Source organism: Telluria sp. ZT3P25 (genome assembly GCF_059685895.1).
The window spans coordinates 3580100-3605892 of record NZ_JCASIJ010000001.1; the positions used below are offsets into that span (position 1 = coordinate 3580100).

Below are 25793 nucleotides of genomic sequence, written 5' to 3' on the forward strand. Positions count from 1 at the left end.
AGTACATGGCACTCGACGCATATCTGCAAATTGACGGCATCAAAGGGGAGTCGGCTGATTCAGCGCACCAAGGCTGGATTGAAATCGCTTCGACCCACTGGGGCGTGACGCAACCCAGAGTCATCAGCGTGTCGACCGCAGGGGGCCATACAGCCGGGCACTGCGAGCATCGCACCCTGTCGCTCACCAAACTGGCCGACCTTGCCTCGCCGATCCTCATGCAGCACTGCTCGATGGGCAAGACCATCCCAAAGGCCAAGCTGGAGTTCATGCGTGCCGATAGCGACGGCAAGCCCGTGAAGTACTACCAGGTCGAACTGGAGAACGTGCTGCTGTCCCATATGGACCAGGTGATGCATGACGGTGGCCTGCTCCAGGATGAGATCGGGCTATGCTTCCCCAAGATCAAGTGGACCTACGTACAGCAGAAGATCGGTGGCGGAGCCAGCGGTAGTACGTCAGGGGGCTGGGATCTTGCCGCCAAAAAGTGTGCATGAGGCCGGACCATGCCGATACCCATTCAACCAAGGGATCAACTTGGCCACTTCATGCTCCCGCAAGCGCCAGAAGAAGCAGGCTACTACGTGTACGGCAATGTCAAAGGCGTGCCCGGCACTGGTCATCTGGCCCAATATGCCCACCCCACTATGCTGACGGTGATATTTCAGGTTGAACGCGAGTGGCAGGCAATCGATGACCGCAAATTTGGTATCGGGAACATCAGTGTGGCGGGTGGACTCAGGTTTGACCATGCCACCCACATGAAGGGCATCGACATGGACATCCGCCCGGTCCGCAAAGATAAGCTGGTCGGTCAGGCTGCACGGTGCTCGTACCGGGACGCGATCTACGATCAGCCAGCTACGATCAAACTGGTCAGCCTGTTTTTGCGACACCCCCTCGTCAAGCTCATCTACTTTAACGACGCCAAAGTGCGCGAGGTGTGCGGTCCGCTTGTAAAGCCATGGCGCGACCATGATGATCATCTTCATATCGGACTTTGGGAGCGGCCATGAACGTTCGCTTGACCTGTCTTGCCGGGGCTATTGCGCTGGCTTCGGTCGCCTCTGCTGGCGAGAGCAAAAGCCAAAGCCGGTACCTAGCCAAAGCGCTCACCGGAGATTTTTACATCTACGGCGGCAGCCTCGGCGACTCGACCCCACCGACAGAGAAGGATAGAAAACTATCGTTGATGGTGACAGGGCCGCTTGCCAGGGATTTGTTCGACCATCTTGGCCCCGACATCAAGGACGCCTGTGGCGCCGGACCTGACCAGCGGGAACGTGGCAAGGGCGATCTCAGCTGCATCTGGACAAAGAGTGAGGGGTACTCATGCTACGTCGGCCTTGATATTCGGACAGGGAAAAGTATCCGAGGGCTGACCTGCTGACCGAGTGGTTACACGATCAGACGAAGTGGAGGAACAAGAAAAAAGGGTTACCGGCCGAAGCCTGTAACCCTTTTTTCTGACTAACTAATTTTGGTGCCGCTGACCGGAATCGAACTGGTGACCTTCGCATTACGAATGCGCTGCTCTACCGACTGAGCTACAGCGGCGAAACCTGTGCTTCGCCTTCCATCATGCCCGACAAACAAGCCGTCGCTCACGAAAGAGCCGTATTCTAGCAAACAAACCGGCAACCTTGCTAGTGTGTATCGCATCACTTTCGCAAGATTTCCGGTTTGCCTAATTTATACGCAGATGATCAGGCGCACCATCAGGCCGCGTGATAGCCCGTAACAACATCCACTTCTTCCTTCGAACCCAAAAACACCGGCACGCGCTGATGCAGCTTGGTCGGCTGGATATCGAGGATGCGGCCCTGGCCGTCGGTGGCCGCGCCGCCGGCCTGCTCGACGATCATCGCCATTGGATTGGCTTCGTACATCAGGCGCAGCTTGCCTGGCATGCTGGTGTCGCGCAGGTCGGCCGGGTACATGAAGACGCCGCCGCGGGTCAGGATGCGGTGCACGTCGGCCACCATCGAGGCGACCCAGCGCATATTGAAGTCCTTGCCGCGTGGGCCGGTGGAGCCTGCCAGCAGCTCGTCGACGTAACGCTTGACCGGCGGGTGCCAGTGGCGCTGGTTCGACATATTGATCGCGAATTCCTTGGTCGCTGCCGGAATCTGCATATCGCTCTGGGTCAGCACCCACGAACCCTGCTCGCGGTCGAGCGTGAAGCAGTGCACGCCATTGCCGGTCGTGAGCACCAGCATCGTCTGCGGGCCGTACACGGCGTAACCGGCGGCCACCTGCGTGCTGCCGGGCTGCAGGAAGTCCTGCTCGGTCGGGTCCTGCATGCCTTCCGGGGCCTTGAGCACCGAGAAGATCGTGCCGATCGACACGTTGACGTCGATGTTCGACGAGCCGTCCAGCGGATCGAACAGCAGCAGGAATTCGCCCTTCGGATAGCGGCTCGGGATCTGGCGGATGGTTTCCATTTCCTCGGACGCCATCGCGGCCAGGTGGCCGCCCCACTCGTTGGCTTCGAGCAGGATCTCGTTGGAGATCACATCGAGCTTTTTCTGCACTTCGCCCTGGATGTTTTCGGTGTCGGCACTGCCGAGCACTTCGCCCAGCGCGCCCTTGCTCACCGAATAGCTGATGCGCTTGCAGGCGCGGGCCACGACTTCGATCAGCAGGCGCAACTCCGCATTGATGCTCTGGTGCTGGCGTTGTTCTTCCACCAGGTACTGCGTCAGACTTACGCGTTTCATGGGTTCCTCAGGTTGTGTTGAATGTGTTTAGTTGGCCAGCGCCTTGCCGACGATCTCGCGCACGTCGTTCGACAGCTTGACCTGCCCCGCCACCTTCTGCAAGGCTTCGCGCATCTGCCACTGCAGGGCCGGCGCGTAACGGCGCCAGCGGTCCATGGCGCGCGCCAGGCGGCTGGCCACTTGCGGGTTCAGTGCGTCGAGTGCGATGACCTGCTCGGCCCAGAACGCGTAGCCGCTGCCGTCCGGCGCGTGGAACTGTACCGGATTGTTCACGCAGAACATTGCCACCAGGCTGCGCGCGCGGTTCGGGTTGCGCAGCGTGAAGGCCGGGTGCGTCATCAGCGCGCGCACGGCGGCCAGGTCGGTGGTCGGGCTTGACGCCTGCATCGCGAACCACTTGTCCACGACCAGCGCCTCGTTCTGGAATTCGTCATAGAACACGGCCAGCGCATCGGCCGCCTGCGGCACGCACGCTGCGACCAGGGCGGCCAGCGCCGCGGCGCGGTCGGTCATGTTGTCGGCTTCATCGAACTGGCGCTGCGCCAGCGCGACGCTGGCGGCGTCCGGTGCCGCGTTCAGATAAGCCAGCGCCAGGTTCTTCAGCGCGCGCTTGCCGGCCGAGGCGGCGTCCGGGCTGTACGGGCCGGGCGTGGCATTGGCCTCGTACTGCGCCAGCAACTCGCTGCGCAGGCGCGCACCGAGGTCGGCGCGCATGAACTGACGCGCGATGTGCACGGCCAGCGGATCGACGCACTCCAGCTGCTCGGCGACCATCGATTCGGACGGCAGCGTCAGGCATTGCTCGCGGAAGGCCGGATCGAGCGTCTCGTCGACCAGGATCTTGCGCAGCGCCTCGATGAAGGTCTCGTCCAGGTTCAGGCTGGCGGCGGCATCGTCGTTCGCGCCCGCTTCGCCGGTCAGTTTCAGCAGGCGTTCCATCGCCAGGCGCTGGCCCGCTTCCCAGCGGTTGACCGGGTCGCTGTCGTGGCTGAACAGGTGCAGCAGGTCGGCATCGGTGTAGCCGCCCTGCAGGATGACCGGCGCCGAAAAGTCGCGCAGCACCGAGGCCACCGGCTGCCCGGTCACGCCCGTGAAGACGAAGGTTTGCTCGGCTTCGGTCAGTTCGAGCACCGCGGTCGTGCCGCGCTGCGCGCCATCGACGACGAGTTCCATATCGGCGCCGGCGGCGTCGAGCAGGCCAACGGCCACCGGGATGTGGAACGGCAGTTTCTCGGGCTGGCCGGGCGTGGCCGGGCACGACTGGAACAGCGTGAGCGTGTAGGTCTGCGCGGCTTCGTCCCAGCGGCCTTCGAAGCGCAGCACCGGCGTGCCGGCCTGGCTGTACCAGCGCTCGAATTGCCCCAGTTCGCGGTCGTTGGCGTCGGCCATCGCGTGGCGGAAGTCGTCGCATTCGACGGCTTGCTCGTCATGGCGCGCGAAGTACAGGTCCATGCCCTTGCGGAAACCGTCGACGCCAAACAGCGTCTGGTACATGCGCACGACTTCGGCGCCCTTTTCGTACACCGTCACGGTGTAGAAATTGTTGATCTCGACAAACGAGTCGGGCCGCACCGGGTGCGCCATCGGGCCGGCGTCTTCCGGGAACTGGGCCTGGCGCAGCGTGCGCACCTGGTCGATGCGGGTGACGGCGCGCCCGGTGGCGGTGCCGATCATGTCGGCCGTGAATTCCTGGTCACGGAACACGGTCAGGCCTTCTTTCAGCGACAGCTGGAACCAGTCGCGGCACGTCACGCGGTTGCCGGTCCAGTTGTGGAAGTATTCGTGCGCCACCACGGCTTCGATGCCCTGGAAGTCGATGTCGGTGGCCACGCGCGGGTTGGCCAGCACGAACTTGGTGTTGAAGATGTTCAGGCCCTTGTTTTCCATCGCGCCCATGTTGAAGTCGCTCGTGGCGACGATCATGAAGCGGTCGAGGTCGAGTTCGAGCCCGTATTTTTCTTCGTCCCAGCGGATGCTGTGCTTGAGCGACTGCATCGCGTAATCGGTCTTGTCCAGGTTGCCGTCCTCGACCCACACCTGCAGCAGCGCGTCGCGGCCGTCGGCCAGGCGGAAGGTTTCTTCCTGGCAGACCAGTTGCGCCGCGACCAGGGCGAACAGGTACGACGGCTTCTTGAACGGGTCTTCCCACAGTGCATAGTGGCGGCCATCGTCCAGATCGCCTTCTTCGAGCAGATTGCCGTTGGACAGCAGCACCGGATAGCGGGCCTTGTCGGCGCGCAGCATCACGGTGAACTTGGCCATCACGTCCGGACGGTCCGGGAAGAACGTGATGCGACGGAAGCCCTCGGCTTCGCACTGCGTGAAGAAGTTGCCGTTGGACACGTACAAGCCGCTCAGCGTCGTGTTTTTATCGGGTGCGCACAGCGATTCGATCTCGAGCACCACGTCGTCCGGCGCCGAGCGGATCGTCAGCAGGTTGTTGGTTAGCGTGTAGTCGCGCTTGCCCAGCAGCTTGCCATTCAGGCGCAGCGCCACCAGTTCGATGTCTTCGCCGTGCAGTTCGATGCCGCGCGTGGTGGCGGCCGGGTTGCGTCGCAGCGTCAGGCGGCTGGCGACGACGGTGCGGGCCGGGTCCAGGTCGAAGCCCAGTTCGACGGTATCCACCAGATAGCTGGGCGGGGTATAGTCCTTGCGGAAGATGGTCTGGGGCGTATCGGTGCGCATGATGGGCTCGGGCTGACACAGTGGATGAGGGGCTTATTTTACCAACAAGCTTTTGGATCGCCGCCCACGAATGCCATGTATCGCTTTGTAGGCACGGTAACCGGGTGTAAAAGTGGCTCCCCTGAATCTGAACAAGGGGTAATCTTGAAGATCGGGGAAAGACCGACAAGACAAACGGGAGATTTGCATGAAACGCTTCATCACCATCGCTCTGGGTACCGCGTTCGCGTTGCTGCTGGGCGGCTGCGCGACGAGCATCCGCAGCGATGTCACCACGTTCCACCAATGGCCGGCGCAGATTGCCGACAAGACCTATGTGTTTGAAGTGCCGTCGCCGCAGGACGATACCCTCGAGTGGCGCAGCTACCAGGACCTGGTGCGTGGCCAGCTGGCGCGCCAGGGCTTCCGCGATGCCAATGGCGCCACGCCGGCGCTGACCGTGGCGATGCGCTTTACCACCACCGACGTGCCGGTGCGCGTGATCGAGCCTGTGATGACGCCGTATTTCTATCCGAGCGCGCGCTTCGGCTACGGCGGCTATCGCGGCGGCTTCAACCGCCGCTACTGGGGCGGCTGGTACAGCCCGTTCTACGATCCGTTCTGGGGTCCGTACCCGTCGTACCAGACGTCGATCGAGCACCAGTACCGGCGCGAGCTGCAGGTGGCGATCAAGTCGTCGCGCGACGGCAAGCGCCTGTTTGAAGTGACCGTGCACAACACGAGCCGCAATATGTCGACACCCGAAGTCATGCCAGCGCTGGTGCAAAGCGCGTTCGAGGGCTTCCCTGGCCAGTCGGGCGTGGCGCGCCGGGTGGTGGTGACGAAAGAACCGGGCGCTTGACCAGGCCTTGAAGACGGACTCGAAAGCCAGGCAAAACTGCCTGGCTTTTTTTACGCCCGTCTAGTTCGTCTATTAACCGCTAGCTGAAATACGCCTCCGACCCGAACGTGATCGCCACGACCAGCAGCAAGGCCAGCACCAGCACGATCAGCAGCCGGCCGAACTTCGGCGCGCCATCGCCCGTCGGGCGCGATGGCGGCGTGAACGGTGACTCGTCGCGGGTATCCCTCATGGCAGCAGCACCGTCGAACCGGTGGTGCGGCGTGCTTCCAGCGCGCGGTGCGCCTCAGCGGCCTGCGCCAGCGGGAAGGTCTGGTTGACGTTGATGATCACCTTGCCGCTCGTGACCATCTCGAACAGCTCGGCCGACATCGCCTCGGCTTCCTGCTGGTTGGTCATGTAGTCGAACAGGGTCGGGCGCGTGATGTACAGCGAACCGCGTTTGGCCAGCTCGCCAGGCGTGAACGGTTCCACGGCGCCGGACGCATTGCCGAAGCTGACCATCAGCCCGCGCCGCTGCAGGCAATCGAGCGACGCGGCAAACGTGTCCTTGCCCACCGAGTCGTACACCACCGGCACGCCGGCCCCGCCCGTGATTTCTTTCACACGCGCCACGATGTCCTCGTCGTTGTAGTTGATGACGTGCGCCGCGCCGTGCGCCAGCGCCAGCTCGCCCTTTTCCTTAAAGCCGACCGTGCCGATCAGATGCACGCCAAGGGCGCGCGCCCACTGGCAGGCGATCAGGCCAACGCCACCGGCCGCGGCGTGGAACAGGATCGTCTGGCCGGCCTGCAGCGGGTAGGTCGAGCGAAACAGGTACTGCACCGTCAGGCCCTGCAGCATCATGGCCGCTGCCGTCTCAAACGAGATCGCGTCAGGGAGCTTGACGACAACGGCAGCCGGCATCACGCGCAGGTCGGCGTAGGCGCCGTTGGGCCCGCCGGCGTACGCGACGCGGTCGCCCGGCTGGACATTGGTCACGCCCTCGCCCACCGCCTCGACCACGCCCGCGCCTTCCTTGCCCAGCCCGCCGGGCAATGGCTGCGGGTACAGGCCGGTGCGAAAATACACGTCGATGAAGTTCAGGCCGATCGCATGCTGGCGCAGCAGGATCTCGCCCGGGCCGGGCGCGCCCACGTCGACATCGACATATTCCATGACCTCGGGGCCGCCATTGGCGGCGATGCGGATTGCTTTGGCGTGCATAAGTTCTCCTTTGTGTTCACCAAGAATACCGTATTCGTGCTCGCCGGCGGCGAAAGCACCGGCGCACCAGACTGTTGTTTCCATGCCGATTCGCGCCCCCGGCATGATGGCCCTTGGACCTTTTTGCAAGGGGGCGCTATGCTAGAATGTCGGCCACTCTTGCATACCGTCTAAGGAATTCTCGACATGGCTGGACACAGCAAATGGGCCAATATCAAGCACAAAAAGGCCGCAACTGACGCCAAGCGCGGCAAGATCTGGACGCGCCTGATCAAGGAAATCACCGTCGCCGCGCGCATGGGCGGCAGCGACATCCCGTCCAATCCGCGCCTGCGCCTGGCAGTCGAGAAGGCGGCCGATGCGAATATGCCGAAAGATAACGTCACGCGCGCCATCCAGCGCGGTTCGGGCGAGCTCGAAGGCGTCAACTACGAAGAAGTGCGCTACGAAGGCTATGGCATCGGCGGCGCGGCGATCATCGTCGAGTGCCTGACCGACAACCGCGTACGCACGGTGGCTGAAGTGCGCCACGCGTTCAGCAAGAACGGCGGCAATATGGGCACCGAAGGTTCGGTCGCGTTCATGTTCCAGCACACGGGCCAGTTCCTGTTCGCGCCGGGCGTTGACGAAGACAAGCTGATGGAAGCGGCGCTCGAAGCCGGCGCCGACGATGTCGCGGCCGACGACGAAGGCGGCTTCGAAGTGCTGTGCGATCCGCACGCCTTCGCGTCGGTGAAAGAAGCGCTCGAAGCGGCCGGCTTCAAGGCCGAAGTGGCCGAAGTCATCATGAAACCCGCCACCGAAACGGTGTTCACGGGCGACGACGCGATCAAGATGCAGAAGCTGCTCGATGCACTGGAAAACCTGGACGACGTCCAGGAAGTGTTCACCAACGCCGTGATCGACGAATAACCTGGTAAGCAATATGAAAATTCTCGTAGTCGGCTCGGGCGGCCGCGAACACGCTCTGGCGTGGAAACTGGCCCAATCGGAACGCGTCCAGACGGTCTTCGTCGCTCCCGGCAACGGTGGCACCGAGCTCGACACGCGCCTGGTGACGGTCGACCTGCACGAGCCGCAGGCGCTGGCCGACTTCGTCACGGCCGAGCACATCGCGCTGACACTGGTGGGCCCGGAAGTACCGCTGGCCGCCGGCATCGTCAACCTGTTCCGCTCGCGCGGCCTGAAAATCTTCGGCCCCACCCGCGAAGCCGCGCAGCTCGAGAGCTCGAAGGATTTCGCCAAGTCGTTCATGCAGCGCCACGGCATCCCGACCGCGAAGTACGAAACCTTCTCGGACGCTGCTGCTGCCCACGCCTACATCGATGCCAACGGCGCACCGATCGTCATCAAGGCCGACGGCCTGGCGGCCGGCAAAGGCGTCGTCGTGGCCATGACGCCCGAAGAAGCACACGGCGCCGTTGACCACATGCTGGCCGATAACGCCTTTGGCGACGCCGGCGCACGCATCGTCATCGAAGAATTCCTGGCCGGCGAAGAAGCCAGCTTCATCGTCATGTGCGATGGCAAGAACGTGCTGGCACTGGCCACGAGCCAGGACCACAAGCGCCTGAAGGACCACGACCAGGGTCCGAACACGGGCGGCATGGGCGCGTACTCGCCGGCGCCAATCGTCACGCCGTCGATGCATGCGCGCGTGATGCGCGAGATCATCAACCCGACCATCCAGGGCATGGCGCGCGACGGCATTCCGTTCACGGGCTTCCTGTACGCTGGCCTGATGATCGATGCCGACGGCAATCCGCGCACGCTGGAATTCAACTGCCGCATGGGCGACCCGGAAACCCAGCCGATCATGGCGCGCCTGAAAAGCGACTTCGCCACGGTGCTCGAACACGCCTGCAATGGCACGCTCGACACGGTCGAACTCGAATGGGACCGCCGCACCGCCGTGGGCGTCGTAATGGCCGCCGCCGGCTACCCCGACAGTCCGCGCAAGGGCGACGTCATCGACGGCATCCCGCCTGAAGTACCCGAATGCGTCACCTTCCACGCCGGCACGCGCGTCGTGGGCGGCACGCTGCAAGCCAGTGGCGGCCGGGTGCTATGCGTCGTGGGTCTGGGCGACAGCGTCAAGATGGCGCAGAAGCGCGCCTACGAAACGGTCGAGAAGATCCACTTCAATGGCGCGCAGTACCGGCGCGACATCGGCTGGCGCGGCATTAAGTAAGCACCACCCTCACAACGAGTGACCACCACGTGCGCAGGTGTACAATCTGCGCTCTTTTCATTTCCCGACCGCGATCGTTCCATGCCATCCCTTCATAGCGCAGCCATCAAGGCCTGGTTGCTCGACCTCCAGGCGCGTATCGTCCAGGACCTCGAACAGATCGATGGCAAGCCGTTCCTGCGCGACGCGTGGGAACGGCCCGAAGGCGGCGGCGGCATTTCGCGCCTGATCGAAGAAGGCAATGTGTTCGAGCGCGGCGGCGTGAACTTCTCGCACGTGATGGGCGCCGCCCTGCCCCCATCGGCCAGCGCCGTGCGCCCCGAACTGGCGGGCCGCGCCTGGGAAGCGATGGGCGTGTCGCTGGTGCTGCACCCGCGCAATCCGTATGCGCCGACGGTCCACATGAACGTGCGGTTTTTCGAAGCGACCGCGCCCGGCGAAGAGCCGGTCTGGTGGTTCGGCGGCGGCATGGACCTTACGCCGTATTACGGCGACGAGGCCGATGCGCGCCACTTCCACCAGAGCTGCCATGATGCGCTGGCACCGTTCGGCCCGACGCTGCACCCGCGCTTCAAGACCTGGTGCGACGAGTATTTTTACCTGAAGCACCGCAAGGAAGCGCGCGGCGTGGGCGGCATCTTTTTCGATGACCTGAACGAACTGGGCTTCGAGCAGTCGTGTGCGCTGATGCAAAGCGTCGGCAACAGCTTCACCACGGCCTACCTGCCGATCCTGGCGCGCCACAAGGACCGGCCGTACGGCGAGCGTGAGCGCGATTTCCAGGCTTACCGGCGCGGCCGCTATGTCGAGTTCAACCTGGTATGGGACCGCGGCACGCTGTTCGGCCTGCAGTCGGGCGGCCGCACCGAGGCGATCCTGATGTCGATGCCGCCGATCGTGAAGTGGCGCTACGACTGGCACCCCGAGCCGGGCAGCCCGGAAGCGCGCCTGGCGACCGACTTCCTGCCGCACCGGGACTGGCTCGCGCCGTGACGGCCTGCATCGCCGTGCTGGGCGGCAGCTTCGATCCGGTGCACCTCGGCCACGTCGCGCTGGGCCAATTGTTTTGCGGCTTGCTGCAGGCGGACGAATTGCGCATCCTGCCCGCCGGCCGCCCCTGGCAAAAGAACGGCATGGAAGCCGGTGATGCGCATCGCATCGCGATGCTCGAACTGGCCTTCAGGCCACTGAACAACGACCAGTTGCACGTCGTGTTTGACCTGCAGGAAATTGAACGCACCACGCCAACCTACACGGTCGAGACCCTGCGCGCGCTGCGCCGGGAACTCGGCCCGCAGGCATCGATCGTATTCCTGATGGGCGCCGACCAGCTGCGCAATCTGGATACCTGGAATGAATGGCGCGAACTGTTCGCGCTGGCCAACCTGGGTGTGGCCACGCGCCCGGGTTACGACCTGGCGCAAGAAACCTTGCCACCACCGGTGGCACAAGAATTGTCGACGCGCCTTGCGACGCCCGACACCGTGCGCGCAAGCAGCCACGGAAAAGTTTGCCTCGCACCGACGCTGGACGTCGACATTTCGTCAAGCCGCATTCGTGCGGCCTTGCACGCGGGCCAGGAAGCGGACGCAAACGCGCTCGCAATGGCGCAAGTGCTAGACTATATTCAACAACATAACCTGTACAAAAACTAATGGATCTCAAGAAACTGCAAACCCTCGTCATCGACGCATTGGAAGACGTCAAGGGCCAGGACATCGTCATGTTCGACACGACGCACCTGACCAGCCTGTTCGACCGCATCGTGGTCGTTTCGGGCACCTCGAACCGCCAGACCAAGTCGCTGGCCGCATCGGTGCGCGACAAGGTCAAGGCTGCCGGCGGCGACGTCATCGGCATGGAAGGCGAGGACACCGGTGAATGGGTGCTGGTCGACCTGGGCGACATCATCGTCCACATCATGCAGCCGGCCATTCGCCAGTACTACCGTCTCGAAGAAATCTGGGGCGAAAAGCCGGTCAAGCTGGGCGCCGCCAAGCGCAAGTCGACCGCCGAAGGCGCTGAAGCCGACGAAGCCAAACCGAAGTCGAAGCACCTTGCCGCCAACCAGGACAAGGTCGAGGCCAAGCCGGTCAACGAACGTAAACCTGCCGCCAAGCGCGCTGCCACGGTCGCCAAGACCATCGCTGCCGAAGGTCCTGCTGCTGCCAAGAAGCCGGCTGCCAAGAAAGTTGCTGCTAAAGCTGTCCCAAGCGGCAAGACCGTGAAGGTCGGCCCGAGCAAGACCGAGACCGCCGCTGTCGAAGCAACCAAGGCCAAGCCGCCAAAGCGCGCCGTGAAAGCTGCCGCGCCGAAAGAAGCGCCAGCGGTCGAAGCACCGGTCAAGAAAGTGATCCGTCGTATCAAGAAGGATGCCGAGTAAGCGTCCATGCAATTGATCATTGCCGCGGTCGGTCACAAGATGCCGGCCTGGATCGAGTCGGGTTTCACCGAGTACACGAAGCGCATGCCACCCGAGCTGCGCATCGTGCTCAAGGAAATCAAGCCGGTCGAACGGTCCGGCAGCAAGACCGCTGCCACGGCGATGGCGCTCGAACGCGAGCGCATCGAAGCGGTCTTGCCCAAGGGCGTACGCATCATCGCGCTCGACGAGCGCGGCCGCGACCTGACCAGCGTCGGCCTGTCGCAGCAGCTGGAAACCTGGCAACGTGACGGACGCGACACCGCGTTCCTGATCGGCGGCGCCGATGGCCTCGATCCCGAGCTCAAGGCGCGTGCCGAGGGCCTGATCCGTATTTCCAGTATGACGCTGCCGCACGGTATGGTGCGGGTCATGCTGGCCGAGCAGCTGTATCGTGCCTGGTCGATCACCCAGAATCACCCTTATCACCGGGTCTGAATTTTGCTTCTGCAGTAATTCTTTACCTGCCCGACAGCCCTGCCTGATCGTCCGAATCGATGAGAAACAACCAGAACAAGATTTACCTCGCTTCGAAAAGCCCGCGCCGACGCGAATTGCTGCGCCAGATTGGCGTTGACTTCGAGCTGATGCTGCTGCGCAGTGATCCGGCCCGCGCGGTCGACGTGAGTGAAGACGTGCTGTCGAACGAAGACGTGCACCATTACGTGGCGCGCGTTGCCAGGGAAAAAGGCGCGTTTGCCTTCAACCTGCTGCTACAACGGCGCCAGCCGCTGCGCCCGGTATTGACGGCAGACACCACTGTCACGATCGATGGCGAGATTCTGGGCAAGCCAGCCGATAACCGGGAAGCGATCGCCATGCTCGAGCGTCTGTCGGGCCGTACGCACCAGGTGCTGACCTCGGTTGCCGTGCACGCCGAACGCGTGGCCGAGCAAGTCACACAAGTGTCGAACGTGCGCTTTGCCAAGCTCACGCCGGAACAGATCCGCGCCTATTGCGCGACGCCTGAGCCATACGACAAGGCCGGCGGCTACGGCATCCAGGGCCCTGCGGCGCTGTTCATCGAGCACATCGAAGGCAGCCACTCCGGCATCATGGGCCTGCCCCTGTTCGAGACCGCCAGTTTGCTGCGCAAGGCGGGCCTGACGGTCTGAATTGATCGCCTTCCCACCCCGGCGATGCGCCGTGAGCGTGTATCATGATCACCCTGAACAATACGTGCGGCAGGGTCCATGAACGAAGATATTCTTATCAACATCACGCCGCAGGAAACACGCGTCGCGCTGGTCTTGCAAGGCGCGGTGCAGGAACTGCACATCGAGCGCACGCTCACGCGTGGGTTGGCGGGAAATGTCTATCTGGGCAAGGTCGTGCGCGTGCTGCCAGGCATGCAGTCGGCCTTCATCGACATCGGCCTGGAGCGCGCCGCATTCCTGCACGTGGCCGACATCTGGGAAGCGCGCAGCCACGACGGCGCCAACGTTCCCCCGACCGCGATTGAAAAGCTGCTGTTTGACGGCCAGGTACTGACCGTCCAGGTCATCAAGGACCCGATCGGCACCAAGGGCGCGCGCCTGTCGACCCAGATTTCCATCGCCGGGCGCATGCTGGTGTACCTGCCGCAAGACCAGCACATCGGCATCTCGCAGAAAATCGAAAAGGAAAGCGAGCGCGAACGCCTGCGCACGCGTCTGCAAGGCATGCTGCCGCCCGACGAAAAAGGTGGTTACATCGTGCGCACGATGGCCGAAGAAGCACCGGACGACGACCTGGCCGCCGACGTCGACTACCTGCGCAAGACCTGGGGCGCCATCGTGCAGGGCGCCCGCACCCGGCCACCGACCACCCTGCTCTATCAGGATCTGTCGCTTGCCCAGCGCGTGCTGCGCGACTTCGTGCACGACGAAACCGCCACCATCCAGGTCGACTCGCGCGAGAACTACCTGAAACTCGTCGAATTCGCCCAGGTCTACACGCCAAGCGTGCTGTCGCGCATGGCGCACTACACGGGCGAGCGCCCGCTGTTCGACCTGTACGGCGTCGAAGAAGAAATCCTGCGCGCGCTCGGGCGCCGCGTCGACCTGAAATCGGGCGGCTACCTGATCGTCGATCAGACCGAAGCAATGACGACCATCGACGTCAACACGGGTGGCTACGTCGGCGGGCGCAATTTCGCCGACACGATCTTCAAGACGAATCTCGAATCGGCGCACGCCATCGCGCGCCAGCTGCGCCTGCGCAATCTGGGCGGCATCATCATCCTCGACTTCATCGACATGGAGAACAACGAGCACCGCAACCAGGTGCTGGCCGAGCTGAAGAAAACCCTGGCGCGCGACCGCACCAAGGTCTCCGTAAGTAATTTCTCGGCGCTGGGCCTGGTGGAAATGACGAGGAAGCGCACGCGCGAATCGCTGGCCCACATCCTGTGCGAACCTTGCCCGGCCTGCTCGGGCAAGGGCCAGGTGAAAACCAGCCGCACGATCTGCTACGAAATCCTGCGCGAACTGCTGCGCGAAGCCAAGCAGTTCAACCCGCGCGAGTTCCGCATCGTCGCCTCGCAAGAGGTGATCGATTTGTTCCTGGAAGAAGAGTCGCAGCACCTGGCCATGCTGGGGGACTTCATCGGCAAGCGCATTTCGCTGCAGGTCGAGAAGGGGTATCACCAGGAACAGTACGATGTGATTTTGATGTAGAAATTATGGGCAAGGCTGATCGCGCATTTCTGATCACCAGACACGCGCTTTTGCGTTGCCCACGCCATTCATCGGCTAGCAGCGACGAGATCGCATGTTAAGCGCCCTTGCGTCATTTCAATATTAGTGGAGAGACTTCGCTGCAACATTGAAGCCCTTTAAAGGAGCTTCCATGGCCATCGATGTGTATCTTCAGTTAGACGGTATCAAGGGCGAATCCGCCGATAGTCAGCACCTAGGTTGGATTGAATGCACGATGGCTGACTGGATGATCGTTCAGCCTAAATCTGCTACCAGTTCCACGGGAGGCGGTCACACCGCGGAGCGTTGTGAACATTCCAGCTTGGCACTTCGAAAAATCTCCGACTTGGCCACGCCAATCCTTCTTCAACACTGTGCAATGGGAAGGACTATTCCCTCCGGTCGCCTTGAGTTTTTCCGTGCCGATGGGTTTGGCGAACGGATCAAGTACTTTGAAGTTGAAATGACCAATGTCCTGGTGAGCGAAGTAGCGCCTGAAATCAACGAAGGCGAAATTTTGTCTGAGCATTTGAGCCTCAAATACTCGAAGGTGAAATGGCGATATACACAGCAGAAGGTTGGTGGTGGTGCCAAAGGCCTCACTGCCGGCGGATGGGATCTGGCTGTTAATCGTATCTGCTGAGCGACAGGAGAGAATCATGTCAACAGTTTATTCGGCCGTTCGAAGCCTCGAAGGGAAGCCCAAGGAGGGGAACGGCGAGTGTGTTACGCTCGTCAAAAATCACACGTCCGTTGGATGGACCGGCAACTAGCGGCAAGGTGACAACGTCGTTAGCGCCAACAGCCTTGCGCAGGGCACTGCGATAGCGACCTTTGTCAACGGCAGATATGCGAATCAGTCTCATGGTAACCACGCTGCCTTTTATATGGGACAAGTATCTGACGGCATTTACATAATGGATCAGTGGCGTTCAAAGGCCGCAATCGGCAAGCGCTTCATCCGTCGAAAAGGGAAAGATAGCAATGGCAACTTTATCGACCCGTCCAACAATGCCGATGCATTTTTCGTGATCGAGTGATCCATGAAAATTCAATGTGCAGCCGCAACTGTGACTTTGCTGTTGGCCCACCTCGTGTCCCACGCAGCGCCAACAAGCTATGTATGTCCCCAATCGATCCCTGAGGCATCCCTTCACCTGGCCGCGCCTGATGAGGAGTGGACACCGTTTGTCTCTTCGCCGCTGTACTTGAGCAGCGCTGCGCCGGCTGATGGTCCGCCGGAACGTCTCGGCGTGCTTCGTGAACGCGATGCGACGAGAACCAAAACAGGTTGGAGACGGACATACGCACTGGATGGTCAGTACCCTGACGGTAAATGGCTCAGGTGCGACTACGGTGCATTCGGCGAGGTATCGTTGGCGAAACGGCTGCCTGATGAGATCACCACATGCACGGTGACAGGCATGAAAGGCGCCCATGCCGGAGAGACGCAGGTCGACGTCAGATGTCGATAGCGTCGCGCACCTCCCAGGAACAAGGTGTTCAGCTGACCCATTCATCATTGATGCCCCATCAACGTAACCTCGCACGCTGGCTTGCAACCTGGGCAGTGCTGAACCTGGCCCCGCCCTCCGACTTGTGCGAGCAACTGCTGCGCGCGTGGGACGAGCCCCAGCGCCACTACCACACACTGCAACACCTCACCGAATGCCTGGCGCTGTCCGAGACGCTGCGGGCACACGCCGAACAGCCTGCCGACATCGAACTGGCCCTGTGGTTCCACGACGCTATCTACGACGTACAGTGCCACGATAACGAAGCACGCTCGGCGCACTGGGCCACTGAAGCATTGGCGACCGGCGGCGTCGATGCGGCCCGCTGCCAACGCGTGCATGACCTGATCATGGCCACCTGCCACACTGCCCTGCCCGCCTCGCCGGATCAGGCTTTGCTGGTCGACATCGACCTGGCCATCCTGGGCGCGCCCGCCGTGCGCTTTGCTGAGTACACGCGCCAGATCGGCGCCGAATACGCATGGGTGCCGCCGCAGGTCTACGCCGTCAAGCGCCGCGCCGTGCTGCAGGGCTTTCTCGACCGCAAGCAGATATACACGACGCCAGCCGTCGCGCAGCGCCTTGAGCAGCCGGCCAAGGCCAATCTGGCCAAGGCCATTTCGTCGCTCTGAACAACGATCCATCAACAGGCAGCAAGATTGATCCAGATCGATTGCAGCCTGCTTGACGAATGTGCCTGCAAACCTATTGAGATCCAGTCCATCCAAGCTGCATGGTGCGCCGTTACTGCTGCCCTCGATTGGAGCACGCACCCAACATGCGCGCGTGATTCTGCGTGCGTTCCCATCGGTTCCGCTTGACTTGCATCAGCAAAATACTTAGCGTCTCACAACAGGCAGCAGAAAACTCCTCTCTTTTTCGCGCGTGAACCACAGGTGATTGCCATGCGAACCCGACTCCGCAATCGTCACAGCAAAGCACCGGACCAACTGCGCGATGCATTGGCGCCGTCGCGCTATGCCGACGTGGTTGCCGACGACGGACTCGAAGCGTCCATGCGACAGTTGACCGAAGGGCAAATGCTCGTCAACCTGGCGCTGGTCGAAAAGATCATCGCCTGCCAACATACCGAAGCCTCGTTACGCGCATCCGAGCAGCAACTGCATGCGTTACTGGCCCACCAGCGCGCCAGCAGTGAGGCCGAGCGCAAGCGGATCTCGCGCGAGATCCACGATTGCCTTGGCCAGAACCTGCTGGCCTTGCGGCTCGACATCGTCACCCTGCACCGGCAAACGAACGACCACCATGGCCGCCTGCACGATTGGGTGAGCGCAGCGCTGGGCAATGTCGACGAGACGCTGCGCACCGTCAAGCACCTGCTGAGCGAGTTAGGGCCTGTCGGCCTTGAGCTGGGCGTCGTGGCCACGCTGGAAATCGAAGCGCGCAAGTTCACGCGCGCGAACGGCATTGCGTGCGACGTGCAGGCTGACGGGCGTCTCGACGATCTGCAGATCGATGAAGACATCCTGATGAGCTTATACCGCGTGCTGCGCGAGTCGCTCGACAACGTGTGTCGTCATTCGTCTGCCAGCCACGTTCAGCTGCACCTGGTCGCCACTGAGGGCATGCTCGAACTGAGCATCAGTGACAACGGCGTCGGATTCACTCCGCAGGCGCCACGCAAGCCAGGCAGCCTTGGCCTTGTGACGCAGCAGGAACAAGTCGCTGCCCATGGCGGCAACTTGACCATCGACAGTGCCCGTGCACAAGGCGTGCGCCTCGTCGTGCGCCTGCCATTGGTGTCCATACATGCAAGCACGGAGGGCGTCGATCGGCTGAGCTAGTGGCTTGCTGACACCCTTATTGCGATGCTGCACTGCTCGCCCAGTCTGCATCAATGCTGCACGACTATCTTGTTTATTACTGAGCAAGTCATCAATTGAAAATGTTGATCGATATCATAGGAATAATAAAATACTGATCCTCCTGTGTGTGTGTGAACTCACAGTGGAGGGGCAACGTGCTGGGCTATGTTATTGGGAGTTTAATTATCTCTACAACAAACAAGGAACAGCATGCCAACATCAAAGCATCCCAGCTCATTCGATGGCGCCGGATCGGTCCTGAGCACGGTAGCCGGTCCATCCGATGCCAAGCCGCCTCAGAGCCTTGGCGTCAGCAACCCGATCGCGGATCGTCTGCTCGATAAAATCCCTGCTGAGCAAGAGCTCGCAGCGGCACGTCCATTCAATGCCAACAAGGCCAGCGAATACGGCGATGCGTCGCGTACGCCAGCAGTCGGCGAAACCTTCAAGCCGTCGACCCACGCCGCCACTGGCAGCACGTCGACCGAAATCGTCGCCAATGACAAAGTCGGCGACGGCAATCCGCCAAAAGGCGAAAACGCCACCGTCGACCCGCTCGACCGCGTGCGCGTTGACCCGGCCGACCGTCACCTGACGACGAACCAGGGCGTCCCGGTCTCGGACAACCAGCATTCGCTGAAGGCCGGCCTGCGTGGTCCGACCCTGCTCGAAGACTTCGTCCTGCGCGAAAAGATCAGCCATTTCGACCATGAGCGCATTCCTGAGCGCGTCGTGCACGCACGCGGCTCGGCCGCGCACGGTTATTTCGAATCCTACGACAACTTCAGCTCGCTGACCCGCGCCATCCCGTTCGCCAAGAAGGGCAAGCGCACGCCAGTGTTCCTGCGCTTCTCGACCGTGGCCGGTGAGCGTGGTTCGACCGACACCGCACGCGACGTGCGCGGTTTCGCAGTCAAGTTCTATACCGAAGAAGGCAACTGGGATCTGGTGGGTAACAACATCCCGGTGTTCTTCATCCAGGACGCCATGAAGTTCCCTGACCTGGTGCACGCAGCCAAGCCGGAACCGCATCACGCAATGCCGCAGGCAGCCACTGCCCACGACACGTTCTGGGACTTCGCTTCGCTGTCGCCGGAAATCGCGCACATGCTGATGTGGACGATGTCGGACCGCGCCATTCCGCGCAGCTACCGCACGATGCAGGGCTTCGGCGTGCACACGTTCCGCCTGATCAATGCACAGGGCGAAGCGCGTTTCGTGAAATTCCACTGGACGCCAATGCAGGGTACGCACTCGCTGGTGTGGGATGAAGCCGTCCGCATCTCGGGCGCCGATTCCGACTTCCACCGCCGCGACCTGTGGGAAGCCATTGAAGCCGGTAACTTCCCTGAATGGGAACTGGGCCTGCAGATCTTTACCGAAGAACAAGCTGCCAGCTTCCCGTTCGACGTGCTCGATTCGACCAAGCTGATCCCGGAAGAACTGGTGCCGCTGACCCCGGTCGGCAAGATGGTGCTGGACCGCAACCCGGACAACTTCTTTGCCGAAACCGAGCAAGTCGCATTCTGTACTTCGCACGTTGTGCCGGGTATCGACTTCTCGAACGATCCGCTGCTGCAAGGTCGTAACTTCTCGTACCAGGATACCCAGCTGACCCGTCTGGGCGGCCCGAACTTCCACGAGATCCCGATCAACTCGCCGATCGTTCAGATCCAGAACAACCAGCGCGACGGTTTCCATCGCCAGGCCATCAACCGTGGCCGCGTGAACTACGAACCGAATTCGCTGGGCGGCGGTGTGCCTTACCAGGCTGGTCCTGCAGGCTTCACCAGCTTCCCTGAGACGATTGCAGCGGACAAAGTGCGCGGCAATCCTGAACTGTTTGCTGACCACTACTCGCAGGCGCGTCTGTTCTGGCAGAGCCAGACCACGGCCGAGAAGAACCACATCGTCAACGCATTCCGTTTCGAGCTGACCCGTGTGCAGACGCCGGCAGTGCGCGAGCGTGTGCTGGCGCTGCTGGCCAACGTCGATGACGTGCTGGTGTCCCGCGTGGCTGAAGGTCTGGGCATGGATGTGCCGGCACCGCTGCCACTGGCAACCAGTGCGCCGATTCCAACCTATCCGCCATCGCCAGCGCTGTCGCTGATGAGCCGTCCAGGCGTCACCGGCATCAAAGGCCGCCGCGTCGCCGTGCTGATCGCGTCGGGCGTCGATGACAAGGCAGTCAAGAGCCAGTATGGCAGCCTGCTCAAGGACGGCGCCGTGCCACGCATGGTCGGTAACATGCTGGGCAAGGTCAAGGCGCTTGACGGCGACCCGATCGACGTCGAGATCTCTGTCGAAGCTGGCCCATCGGTCATGTACGACGCCGTGATCGTGCCGGATGGCGACCAGGCCGTGGCTACGCTGGCCAAGAACGCACAGGTGCTGGAATTCCTGCGCGAGCAATACCGTCACGGCAAGCCGATCCTCGTGTTCGGCGCCGGTTCGGACCTGCTGACCAAGGCCATGATCCCGACCACGCTGCCAGACGGTTCGGATGATCCGGGCCTGATCATGGGTGATGCTGCCAATGCCGATGCTGCCTTGGCAGCGTTCAAGACGGCACTGGCCGGCTTCCGCGTGTTTGCCCGCGAAACCGATCCACCGTCGGTGTAAGTCAGTCCAGCCCGTCTGCCCTCACAACAGGGGCAGATGGGCCTCATGACAGCGCAGCAAGAAAAAGACACCAATCGGTGTCTTTTTTTTATTAACTTTTCATAAATGCTCTATTTACTGGAACAAATTATTCGCGCACCCTGTTGGTTATTATTTTGTTACCAAGTGGTAAGTACACGCCGTGCACTACCGTTGGTCGGCCCACCCAACGCGATATAACTGAAAGGCTTTCCATCACCCTCGGCCATGCAACTGGTGACCGCATCGCGTTTTTGCGAATTGTCATGATTTTCGGTGTCATCATGTTGCAGGCCCCGGCGTAGGTGCACATGTCGGCCATCGGCGATGGCATGTTTGACCTGATCAAGGCCGTTTTTCGCGCCAGTGTGCCGGTCCTGACCGTGATCTCGGGCTATCTGCTATTCAAATCCTGCATCAATCAGGAACCGCTACGTTGCCTGACCAAAAAAGCGCGCACGATCCTGATTCCCTTCCTTTGCTTTAACCTGCCACTGGCACCCGTGGCGCTGGGCGCCGAGATGTTTGGCGGCATGCACTTGTCAGCCAACCTGTGGCCGTTCGATGCGACAGGCTGGTTGAATGCGGCGTTTTGGTCTGACTGACTCGCCCATCAATTACCCACTGAATTTTCTGTGCGACCTGATCGTGCTGATCCTGCTCGCGCCCCTGTTCGGCTGGTTGATGCGCAGGACTGCCTGGGCCGGGCTAGTGCTCGTGTCAGTCGTCTTCATGGGCGATTTCGACAGGCATCTGCTGCAGCGCAATCTGATGGCCGTACAAGTTTTACATTGGCGGCATGGCAGCAGTGCGGGCGTGGGATTTGCGCTATCTCGATCGCCACGCCGGCATCCTGTTTGTCACTTTCCTGCTCGCCTACCTCGCCATCCTGTATTTCCGGGTGGAAGACACCACCTGGCTGCGCCGTTCCTGCTCTGGCCGACAACCGCCTGGGCGGCCAGCACGCGGTCCGGCGTGTGGCTGGCAAGCATGAGCAAATACAGCTTTTTCCTGTTCCTGGGCCATGCACCGATCTTGATGCTCACCTGGATCCTGTATGGCCGCTACGGCAGCGCCATTCCCTACCCTGGGTGATGGCGCCGCTGATCGTGAGCGCCATCCTGGTGGCCGTGTATCAGCTTGCGATCGGAACGATGCCACGCGTCTTCAAGACGATGACCGGTGCCAGCACCAGGCCGGCAGCGGTACGGGGGCCGCCGCGCAGTGCAGGCCCGGTGCAGCGCGCGGCCCTGAAGATCTGATCCGTGGAATTGGGTGAGTTTCCTGCAGTGCAACGATCGCTATAATCGATCTGTGCCCCTCACCCACTTTCAGAAAGCCTCCCCATGTTCTGTTCTCACTGCGGCGCCCCGATGGCGCCGGATGCTGCTGCGTGCGCCGTCTGCGGCAAGACGGCAGCGGTCAATGCCTCGCCATCCGTCAACCTCGACAAACCATCGATCTACAGCACCGATGAGGGTGGCATTCCCGACGGTGTGAAGGGCTGGAGCTGGGGCGCATTCTTGCTGAACTGGATCTGGGCCATCGGCAACCGCTCCTGGATCGGCCTGCTGGCAGTGATACCGTACGTGGGCTGGATCATGGCGTTCTGGCTGGGGTTCAAGGGCCGCGAGATGGCCTGGAAAAACAAGCAGTGGGACAGCCTGGAGCACTTCAACCGCGTTCAGCGCAGGTGGTCGCAATGGGGCGTCGGCATCATGGTGGTCGCACTGATTGTCGGCGCCCTCGCAGCCATCGGCGGCCCCGCGTATGACGACTACACGACACGCGAGCAGGAGGGACAGCGCGCTGCCGACCAGGCCGCGAACGCCGCGCCGCTCGCTGGCGGTAGCATCCTCGACAGCAATGCCGACAACCTGCCGACGTCGCTGCGCACGGTGGCGGGGCTGCTGGAACGCAAGACCGGCGCCGATGGCACCGGCGCGCTGCTGCTCGATGGTCAGGCCCTGTTCACGGGCGAAGATGCACGCTGGCAGTTCCCGCTGCGCAGCTTCCCGCTATCGGGCGGCAAGGAAGCGATCCTGATCGCCAGCAGCGGCGGGCGCGGCAACAGTTGCGAGACGCTGTTCTACTTCCTGCTCGCCGACGCGGCCGGCGTCACGCCCACGCCGCTGTTCGGCACCTGCGCCGCGCAAGGCAGCATCGCGCAGCGCGGCGACACCATCACCATCAAGCTGCCGGACGTGAACCGGGCATCGACGATCGTGCTCCAGAATGGCGTCGTGCGCGCCGACGGCCAGGTCGTGAGCTTGACCGGCATGAACGATCCAGCGCGCTAACTGCGCCGCTTCTTCCAGCTGTAATCGGCACCGGTAACGTCCACGCCAGGGTGGCCCACCACGTCCGGATGCTCCGAACACATGGTGATGAAGCGGATGCCTTCGCCATCGCGCTGGCGCTTGCGCAGCGCCTCCATGAAGCCCATTGCCGGGACCATCTCGGTCGTATCGAAGCCCTGCGCCTGCGGGTGGGCGGCGGCGCCATCCACGATCGTCCAGTACACCATATACATTGATTTCTCCTGCATTGTGAGTCCGTACATTGTCGCCCGAAATCGTTCCCATCTGCAGAATGGGCACGCTACCCAAAAAACCGCTGCCAGGAAGTAGGACTGGTCCGAAAACTGCCCGCTATGTGAACCACTTAACATAGTGAGCCTCCTGCGAACGTTAGTCTGTTGTCATGTTCACTATGCAGGTAAGCTTTCATGACTCTTCGCACCGATTCCCAGCCCGACCTTGCCCTGTGGGGCGGGCTCGAATGCACGGTTAACCGCGTCCGCGACGACTACTTCAGCCAGATGGACCGCAACGGCCACGCTGGCCGCCTGCAAGATATTGAACGCTTCGCATCGCTTGGCATCCAGGCGATCCGCTACCCGGTGCTGTGGGAGCGCACGGCGCCCGACGGCATCGACAAGGCCGACTGGTCGTGGGCCGACGAGCGCTTGCCGGCGCTGCGCGACCTCGGGGTCAACCCGATCGTCGGCCTGATCCACCATGGCAGCGGGCCCCGTCACACGAGCCTTGTCGATCCCGCCTTCCCCGACCAGCTGGCCGAATATGCCGGCGCCGTGGCCGCGCGCTATCCGTGGGTCGAGCACTACACGCCCGTCAACGAGATCTGCACCACGGCGCGCTTCTCGGGCCTGGCCGGTGTCTGGTACCCGCATGGCGGCGACGAAGCCACGTTCATCCGCGCCCTGCTGATCCAGTGCCGCGCGACGGTGCTGTCGATGCGCGCGATCCGCGCCGTCAACCCGGCTGCCAAGCTGGTCCAGACCGACGATCTGTCCAAGACCTACGGCACGCCCGAGATGCAGGACATCGCGAACTACTTCAACGAGCGCCGCTGGCTGGCCTGGGACCTGCTGTGCGGGATGGTCGACACGGGCCACAAGCTGTGGGACTACCTGCTCGACTCGGGCGCCACGGTTGACGAGCTGCGCTGGTTCCGCGACAACCCGTGCCCGCCCGACGTGATCGGCGTGAACTATTACGTCACCAGCGAGCGCTGGCTCGACCATCGCCCTGAACGCTACCCCGAGAGCCACCGCCACACCTACCGGGGCGTAGCGCATGCCGACATCGAGGCGCCGCGCGCACTGGCCACGCCCACGCCCGGCATTGCCCCGCTGTTGATGGAAACCTGGGAACGTTACGGCATCCCGATCGCGATCACCGAAGCGCACATCGATGCCAACCGCGAAGACCAGCTGCGCTGGCTCGTCGAAATCTGGAACGCCGCACTCAAGGCACGCCAGCAGGGCGCCGACATCCGCGCAGTCACGGTCTGGGCGCTGCTGGGTTCGTTCGACTGGAACAGCCTGGTGACCGCCTGCCACGGCTACTACGAGCCGGGCCCGTTCGACGTGCGCTCGCCCACGCCCCGCCCTACCGCGCTGGCAACCCTGATGCGCGAACTGGCCAGCAAACGCGCGCTGTCCAATCCGGTCTTGCAGGGCGAAGGCTGGTGGCGTCGGCCGGGCCGCTTCTGGTGCAAACCCGTGGCCACCCGCACGGCGGTGGCCGACATTGCCGTGCGCAGCCAGTTCAAGTCGGCGCCCGTGCAGCCGATCCTGATCACGGGCGCGACCGGCACGCTGGGCGCCGCCTTCAAGCGCATCTGCGAAGCGCGCAACCTGGCCTGCCACGCACTCACGCGGCAAGAAATGGACATCACCGACCCGGCCTCGGTGGACGCGGCAATCGTGCGTTTCAAGCCGTGGGCAATCATCAATGCGGGCGGCTTCGTTCGGGTCGACGAGGCCGAGACCGACAGCGAGCGCTGCATGCGCGAAAACACGCTGGGCCCGACCGTGCTGGCCCTGGCCGCTATGCGCCACGCGCTGCGCTTCATGACGTTCTCGAGCGACCTGGTGTTCGATGGCGCCAAGGGCGCGCCGTATGTCGAATCAGATGCGACCAATCCGCTGGGCGTCTACGGACGCAGCAAGCTCGATGCCGAAACCCGCGTGCTCGACGCCGATCCGCAGGCGCTCGTGATCCGCACCAGCGCGTTCTTCGGGCCATGGGACCGGCACAACTTCGTGACCCAGGCGCTGGGCGCGCTGACCAATGGCGAGCCGTTTCAGGCTGCGCGCGACATGATCGTCTCGCCGACCTATGTGCCGGATCTGGTGAAGGTCGCGCTCGATCTGATGATCGACCGCGAGCGCGGCATCTGGCACCTGACCAATGGCGACGCGGTGAGCTGGGCCGAGCTGGCGCGGCGCGCCTGCGCGGCAGCGGGGATGTCGGCGGACGGCGTGCAGGAGGTTGCGGCTGACGCTCTGGATTATCCTGCACAACGCCCGGCGTTCAGTGCGCTGGGCAGCGAACGTGCGCTGCTGCTGCCATCGCTGGACGATGCGCTGCAGCGCTATGCGCATGCGGTACAGGAAGCTGCCGGCGGCGCCGGGATCCGGCAGGCGGGAGAGGCGGCGCATTACGCGCGCTGACGGTCGACTTGTAGGGTGGACGGGTTCCCCGTCCACGCGGTGATCGTTACCGGTTCCGATTCGTGCCGGATGATCTGGCGGCAACCCAT

27 protein-coding genes, 1 tRNA gene and 1 pseudogene are annotated in these 25793 nt (G+C 62.5%); 23 read left to right on the plus strand and 6 right to left on the minus strand.

From position 1 onward, the window contains the following. Nucleotides 1-5: 5 nt before the first annotated feature. From AC56LY_RS15840 to AC56LY_RS15850, 3 genes are read left to right on the plus strand one after another with little or no spacing between them, the layout of a single operon-like run. Entirely contained in the window at nt 6-497 is a 492-nt protein-coding gene (locus AC56LY_RS15840) for an Hcp family type VI secretion system effector (RefSeq protein WP_499581042.1), read from the plus strand. Nucleotides 498-506: 9 nt separating this feature from the next. Next, entirely contained in the window at nt 507-1016 is a 510-nt protein-coding gene (locus tag AC56LY_RS15845) for a hypothetical protein (RefSeq protein WP_499581044.1), read from the plus strand. Beyond that, a complete protein-coding gene (locus AC56LY_RS15850) occupies nt 1013-1390 on the plus strand; it encodes a hypothetical protein (RefSeq protein ID WP_499581046.1) in 378 nt (125 codons plus the stop codon). Before AC56LY_RS15845 ends, AC56LY_RS15850 begins: the two co-directional genes overlap by 4 nt. Nucleotides 1391-1481: 91 nt before the next feature. On the opposite strand, the gene AC56LY_RS15855 is transcribed toward AC56LY_RS15850, so the two are convergent. From AC56LY_RS15855 to pepN, 3 genes are all read right to left on the minus strand, one after another. Further along, nucleotides 1482-1557: transfer RNA gene (locus AC56LY_RS15855), tRNA-Thr, on the minus strand. Nucleotides 1558-1718: 161 nt separating this feature from the next. Beyond that, complete coding sequence (locus AC56LY_RS15860; protein ID WP_499581048.1) at nt 1719-2720, minus strand: class 1 fructose-bisphosphatase; 1002 nt, start codon at nt 2718-2720, stop codon at nt 1719-1721. A gap of 27 nt (nt 2721-2747) precedes the next feature. Next, nucleotides 2748-5405: an aminopeptidase N gene (pepN, locus tag AC56LY_RS15865; protein ID WP_499581050.1), complete on the minus strand. Its 2658-nt coding sequence runs from the start codon at nt 5403-5405 to the stop codon at nt 2748-2750. Nucleotides 5406-5592: 187 nt separating this feature from the next. On the opposite strand from pepN, the gene AC56LY_RS15870 reads away from it, so the two are divergent. After that, nucleotides 5593-6246, plus strand: a complete 654-nt coding sequence (locus AC56LY_RS15870) for a DUF4136 domain-containing protein (RefSeq protein WP_499581052.1) — start codon at nt 5593-5595, stop codon at nt 6244-6246. 79 nt (nt 6247-6325) lie between these two features. On the opposite strand, the gene AC56LY_RS15875 is transcribed toward AC56LY_RS15870, so the two are convergent. Continuing rightward, on the minus strand, nt 6326-6478 hold the full coding sequence (locus AC56LY_RS15875) for a hypothetical protein (RefSeq protein ID WP_183556445.1): 153 nt from the start codon (nt 6476-6478) through the stop codon (nt 6326-6328). Further along, a complete protein-coding gene (locus AC56LY_RS15880; RefSeq protein WP_499581053.1) occupies nt 6475-7452 on the minus strand; it encodes a quinone oxidoreductase family protein in 978 nt (325 codons plus the stop codon). The genes AC56LY_RS15875 and AC56LY_RS15880 overlap by 4 nt, the downstream gene beginning before the upstream one ends. Nucleotides 7453-7638: 186 nt before the next feature. On the opposite strand from AC56LY_RS15880, the gene AC56LY_RS15885 reads away from it, so the two are divergent. From AC56LY_RS15885 to AC56LY_RS15970, 18 genes and pseudogenes are all read left to right on the plus strand, one after another. Further along, nucleotides 7639-8364 carry a YebC/PmpR family DNA-binding transcriptional regulator gene (locus tag AC56LY_RS15885; protein ID WP_183556443.1) on the plus strand — a complete coding sequence of 242 codons (726 nt, stop codon included), beginning with the start codon at nt 7639-7641 and terminating at the stop codon, nt 8362-8364. 13 nt (nt 8365-8377) lie between these two features. Beyond that, complete coding sequence (gene purD / locus AC56LY_RS15890; protein ID WP_499581055.1) at nt 8378-9643, plus strand: phosphoribosylamine--glycine ligase; 1266 nt, start codon at nt 8378-8380, stop codon at nt 9641-9643. A gap of 81 nt (nt 9644-9724) precedes the next feature. Beyond that, nucleotides 9725-10636 (plus strand): oxygen-dependent coproporphyrinogen oxidase, encoded by a 912-nt coding sequence (gene hemF / locus AC56LY_RS15895; protein WP_499581057.1) that lies wholly within the window; start codon nt 9725-9727, stop codon nt 10634-10636. Continuing rightward, the gene (locus AC56LY_RS15900; protein ID WP_499581059.1) at nt 10633-11298 is read left to right on the plus strand and encodes a nicotinate-nucleotide adenylyltransferase; all 666 of its coding nucleotides are present in this window, start codon (nt 10633-10635) and stop codon (nt 11296-11298) included. Before hemF ends, AC56LY_RS15900 begins: the two co-directional genes overlap by 4 nt. After that, complete coding sequence (gene rsfS / locus AC56LY_RS15905) at nt 11298-12026, plus strand: ribosome silencing factor (RefSeq protein WP_499581061.1); 729 nt, start codon at nt 11298-11300, stop codon at nt 12024-12026. Before AC56LY_RS15900 ends, rsfS begins: the two co-directional genes overlap by 1 nt. 6 nt (nt 12027-12032) lie before the next feature. Next, nucleotides 12033-12503 (plus strand): 23S rRNA (pseudouridine(1915)-N(3))-methyltransferase RlmH, encoded by a 471-nt coding sequence (gene rlmH, locus AC56LY_RS15910; protein ID WP_183556438.1) that lies wholly within the window; start codon nt 12033-12035, stop codon nt 12501-12503. 59 nt (nt 12504-12562) lie between these two features. Continuing rightward, the gene (locus tag AC56LY_RS15915) at nt 12563-13180 is read left to right on the plus strand and encodes a Maf family protein (protein WP_499581063.1); all 618 of its coding nucleotides are present in this window, start codon (nt 12563-12565) and stop codon (nt 13178-13180) included. A gap of 78 nt (nt 13181-13258) precedes the next feature. Beyond that, a complete protein-coding gene (gene rng, locus AC56LY_RS15920; protein WP_499503629.1) occupies nt 13259-14722 on the plus strand; it encodes a ribonuclease G in 1464 nt (487 codons plus the stop codon). 172 nt (nt 14723-14894) lie between these two features. Beyond that, nucleotides 14895-15386, plus strand: coding sequence for an Hcp family type VI secretion system effector (locus tag AC56LY_RS15925; RefSeq protein WP_499581065.1), 492 nt, complete (start codon nt 14895-14897; stop codon nt 15384-15386). 142 nt (nt 15387-15528) lie between these two features. Beyond that, nucleotides 15529-15783, plus strand: a pseudogene (locus AC56LY_RS15930) (BPSL0067 family protein); the annotation flags it as partial. Nucleotides 15784-15786: 3 nt separating this feature from the next. Then, on the plus strand, nt 15787-16218 hold the full coding sequence (locus AC56LY_RS15935; RefSeq protein WP_499581067.1) for an STY0301 family protein: 432 nt from the start codon (nt 15787-15789) through the stop codon (nt 16216-16218). A 50-nt stretch (nt 16219-16268) separates the two neighbouring features. Continuing rightward, on the plus strand, nt 16269-16889 hold the full coding sequence (locus tag AC56LY_RS15940; protein ID WP_499581069.1) for an HD domain-containing protein: 621 nt from the start codon (nt 16269-16271) through the stop codon (nt 16887-16889). 273 nt (nt 16890-17162) lie between these two features. Continuing rightward, a complete protein-coding gene (locus AC56LY_RS15945) occupies nt 17163-18062 on the plus strand; it encodes a sensor histidine kinase (RefSeq protein ID WP_499581071.1) in 900 nt (299 codons plus the stop codon). Nucleotides 18063-18293: 231 nt separating this feature from the next. Further along, nucleotides 18294-20705, plus strand: coding sequence for a catalase (locus tag AC56LY_RS15950; protein ID WP_499581073.1), 2412 nt, complete (start codon nt 18294-18296; stop codon nt 20703-20705). A gap of 350 nt (nt 20706-21055) precedes the next feature. Continuing rightward, nucleotides 21056-21328: an acyltransferase family protein gene (locus tag AC56LY_RS15955; RefSeq protein WP_499581075.1), complete on the plus strand. Its 273-nt coding sequence runs from the start codon at nt 21056-21058 to the stop codon at nt 21326-21328. Beyond that, a complete protein-coding gene (locus AC56LY_RS15960; RefSeq protein ID WP_499581077.1) occupies nt 21306-21818 on the plus strand; it encodes a hypothetical protein in 513 nt (170 codons plus the stop codon). Before AC56LY_RS15955 ends, AC56LY_RS15960 begins: the two co-directional genes overlap by 23 nt. A gap of 14 nt (nt 21819-21832) precedes the next feature. Next, nucleotides 21833-21985 carry a hypothetical protein gene (locus tag AC56LY_RS15965; RefSeq protein ID WP_499581079.1) on the plus strand — a complete coding sequence of 51 codons (153 nt, stop codon included), beginning with the start codon at nt 21833-21835 and terminating at the stop codon, nt 21983-21985. Between the two features lie 84 nt (nt 21986-22069). Continuing rightward, nucleotides 22070-23023, plus strand: coding sequence for a zinc ribbon domain-containing protein (locus AC56LY_RS15970; RefSeq protein WP_499581081.1), 954 nt, complete (start codon nt 22070-22072; stop codon nt 23021-23023). On the opposite strand, the gene AC56LY_RS15975 is transcribed toward AC56LY_RS15970, so the two are convergent. Continuing rightward, nucleotides 23020-23271 (minus strand): hypothetical protein, encoded by a 252-nt coding sequence (locus tag AC56LY_RS15975; protein ID WP_499581083.1) that lies wholly within the window; start codon nt 23269-23271, stop codon nt 23020-23022. The genes AC56LY_RS15970 and AC56LY_RS15975 overlap by 4 nt on opposite strands. A 180-nt stretch (nt 23272-23451) precedes the next feature. On the opposite strand from AC56LY_RS15975, the gene AC56LY_RS15980 reads away from it, so the two are divergent. Then, on the plus strand, nt 23452-25704 hold the full coding sequence (locus AC56LY_RS15980) for a family 1 glycosylhydrolase (RefSeq protein WP_499581085.1): 2253 nt from the start codon (nt 23452-23454) through the stop codon (nt 25702-25704). Nucleotides 25705-25793: the final 89 nt, after the last annotated feature.

Coding starts and splice junctions, on each gene's coding strand:
- AC56LY_RS15925 (WP_499581065.1), top strand. CDS start 14,895: ATGGCCATCGATGTGTATCTTCAGTTAGACGGTATCAAGGGCGAATCC.
- AC56LY_RS15975 (WP_499581083.1), bottom strand. CDS start 23,271: ATGCAGGAGAAATCAATGTATATGGTGTACTGGACGATCGTGGATGGC.
- AC56LY_RS15870 (WP_499581052.1), top strand. CDS start 5,593: ATGAAACGCTTCATCACCATCGCTCTGGGTACCGCGTTCGCGTTGCTG.
- AC56LY_RS15875 (WP_183556445.1), bottom strand. CDS start 6,478: ATGAGGGATACCCGCGACGAGTCACCGTTCACGCCGCCATCGCGCCCG.
- AC56LY_RS15885 (WP_183556443.1), top strand. CDS start 7,639: ATGGCTGGACACAGCAAATGGGCCAATATCAAGCACAAAAAGGCCGCA.
- AC56LY_RS15850 (WP_499581046.1), top strand. CDS start 1,013: ATGAACGTTCGCTTGACCTGTCTTGCCGGGGCTATTGCGCTGGCTTCG.
- AC56LY_RS15950 (WP_499581073.1), top strand. CDS start 18,294: ATGCCAACATCAAAGCATCCCAGCTCATTCGATGGCGCCGGATCGGTC.
- AC56LY_RS15840 (WP_499581042.1), top strand. CDS start 6: ATGGCACTCGACGCATATCTGCAAATTGACGGCATCAAAGGGGAGTCG.
- AC56LY_RS15860 (WP_499581048.1), bottom strand. CDS start 2,720: ATGAAACGCGTAAGTCTGACGCAGTACCTGGTGGAAGAACAACGCCAG.
- AC56LY_RS15970 (WP_499581081.1), top strand. CDS start 22,070: ATGTTCTGTTCTCACTGCGGCGCCCCGATGGCGCCGGATGCTGCTGCG.
- AC56LY_RS15915 (WP_499581063.1), top strand. CDS start 12,563: ATGAGAAACAACCAGAACAAGATTTACCTCGCTTCGAAAAGCCCGCGC.
- AC56LY_RS15980 (WP_499581085.1), top strand. CDS start 23,452: ATGACTCTTCGCACCGATTCCCAGCCCGACCTTGCCCTGTGGGGCGGG.
- AC56LY_RS15935 (WP_499581067.1), top strand. CDS start 15,787: ATGAAAATTCAATGTGCAGCCGCAACTGTGACTTTGCTGTTGGCCCAC.
- purD (WP_499581055.1), top strand. CDS start 8,378: ATGAAAATTCTCGTAGTCGGCTCGGGCGGCCGCGAACACGCTCTGGCG.
- rng (WP_499503629.1), top strand. CDS start 13,259: ATGAACGAAGATATTCTTATCAACATCACGCCGCAGGAAACACGCGTC.
- AC56LY_RS15845 (WP_499581044.1), top strand. CDS start 507: ATGCCGATACCCATTCAACCAAGGGATCAACTTGGCCACTTCATGCTC.
- AC56LY_RS15880 (WP_499581053.1), bottom strand. CDS start 7,452: ATGCACGCCAAAGCAATCCGCATCGCCGCCAATGGCGGCCCCGAGGTC.
- rsfS (WP_499581061.1), top strand. CDS start 11,298: ATGGATCTCAAGAAACTGCAAACCCTCGTCATCGACGCATTGGAAGAC.
- AC56LY_RS15955 (WP_499581075.1), top strand. CDS start 21,056: ATGTTTGACCTGATCAAGGCCGTTTTTCGCGCCAGTGTGCCGGTCCTG.
- rlmH (WP_183556438.1), top strand. CDS start 12,033: ATGCAATTGATCATTGCCGCGGTCGGTCACAAGATGCCGGCCTGGATC.
- AC56LY_RS15945 (WP_499581071.1), top strand. CDS start 17,163: ATGCGAACCCGACTCCGCAATCGTCACAGCAAAGCACCGGACCAACTG.
- pepN (WP_499581050.1), bottom strand. CDS start 5,405: ATGCGCACCGATACGCCCCAGACCATCTTCCGCAAGGACTATACCCCG.
- AC56LY_RS15960 (WP_499581077.1), top strand. CDS start 21,306: ATGCGGCGTTTTGGTCTGACTGACTCGCCCATCAATTACCCACTGAAT.
- hemF (WP_499581057.1), top strand. CDS start 9,725: ATGCCATCCCTTCATAGCGCAGCCATCAAGGCCTGGTTGCTCGACCTC.
- AC56LY_RS15940 (WP_499581069.1), top strand. CDS start 16,269: ATGCCCCATCAACGTAACCTCGCACGCTGGCTTGCAACCTGGGCAGTG.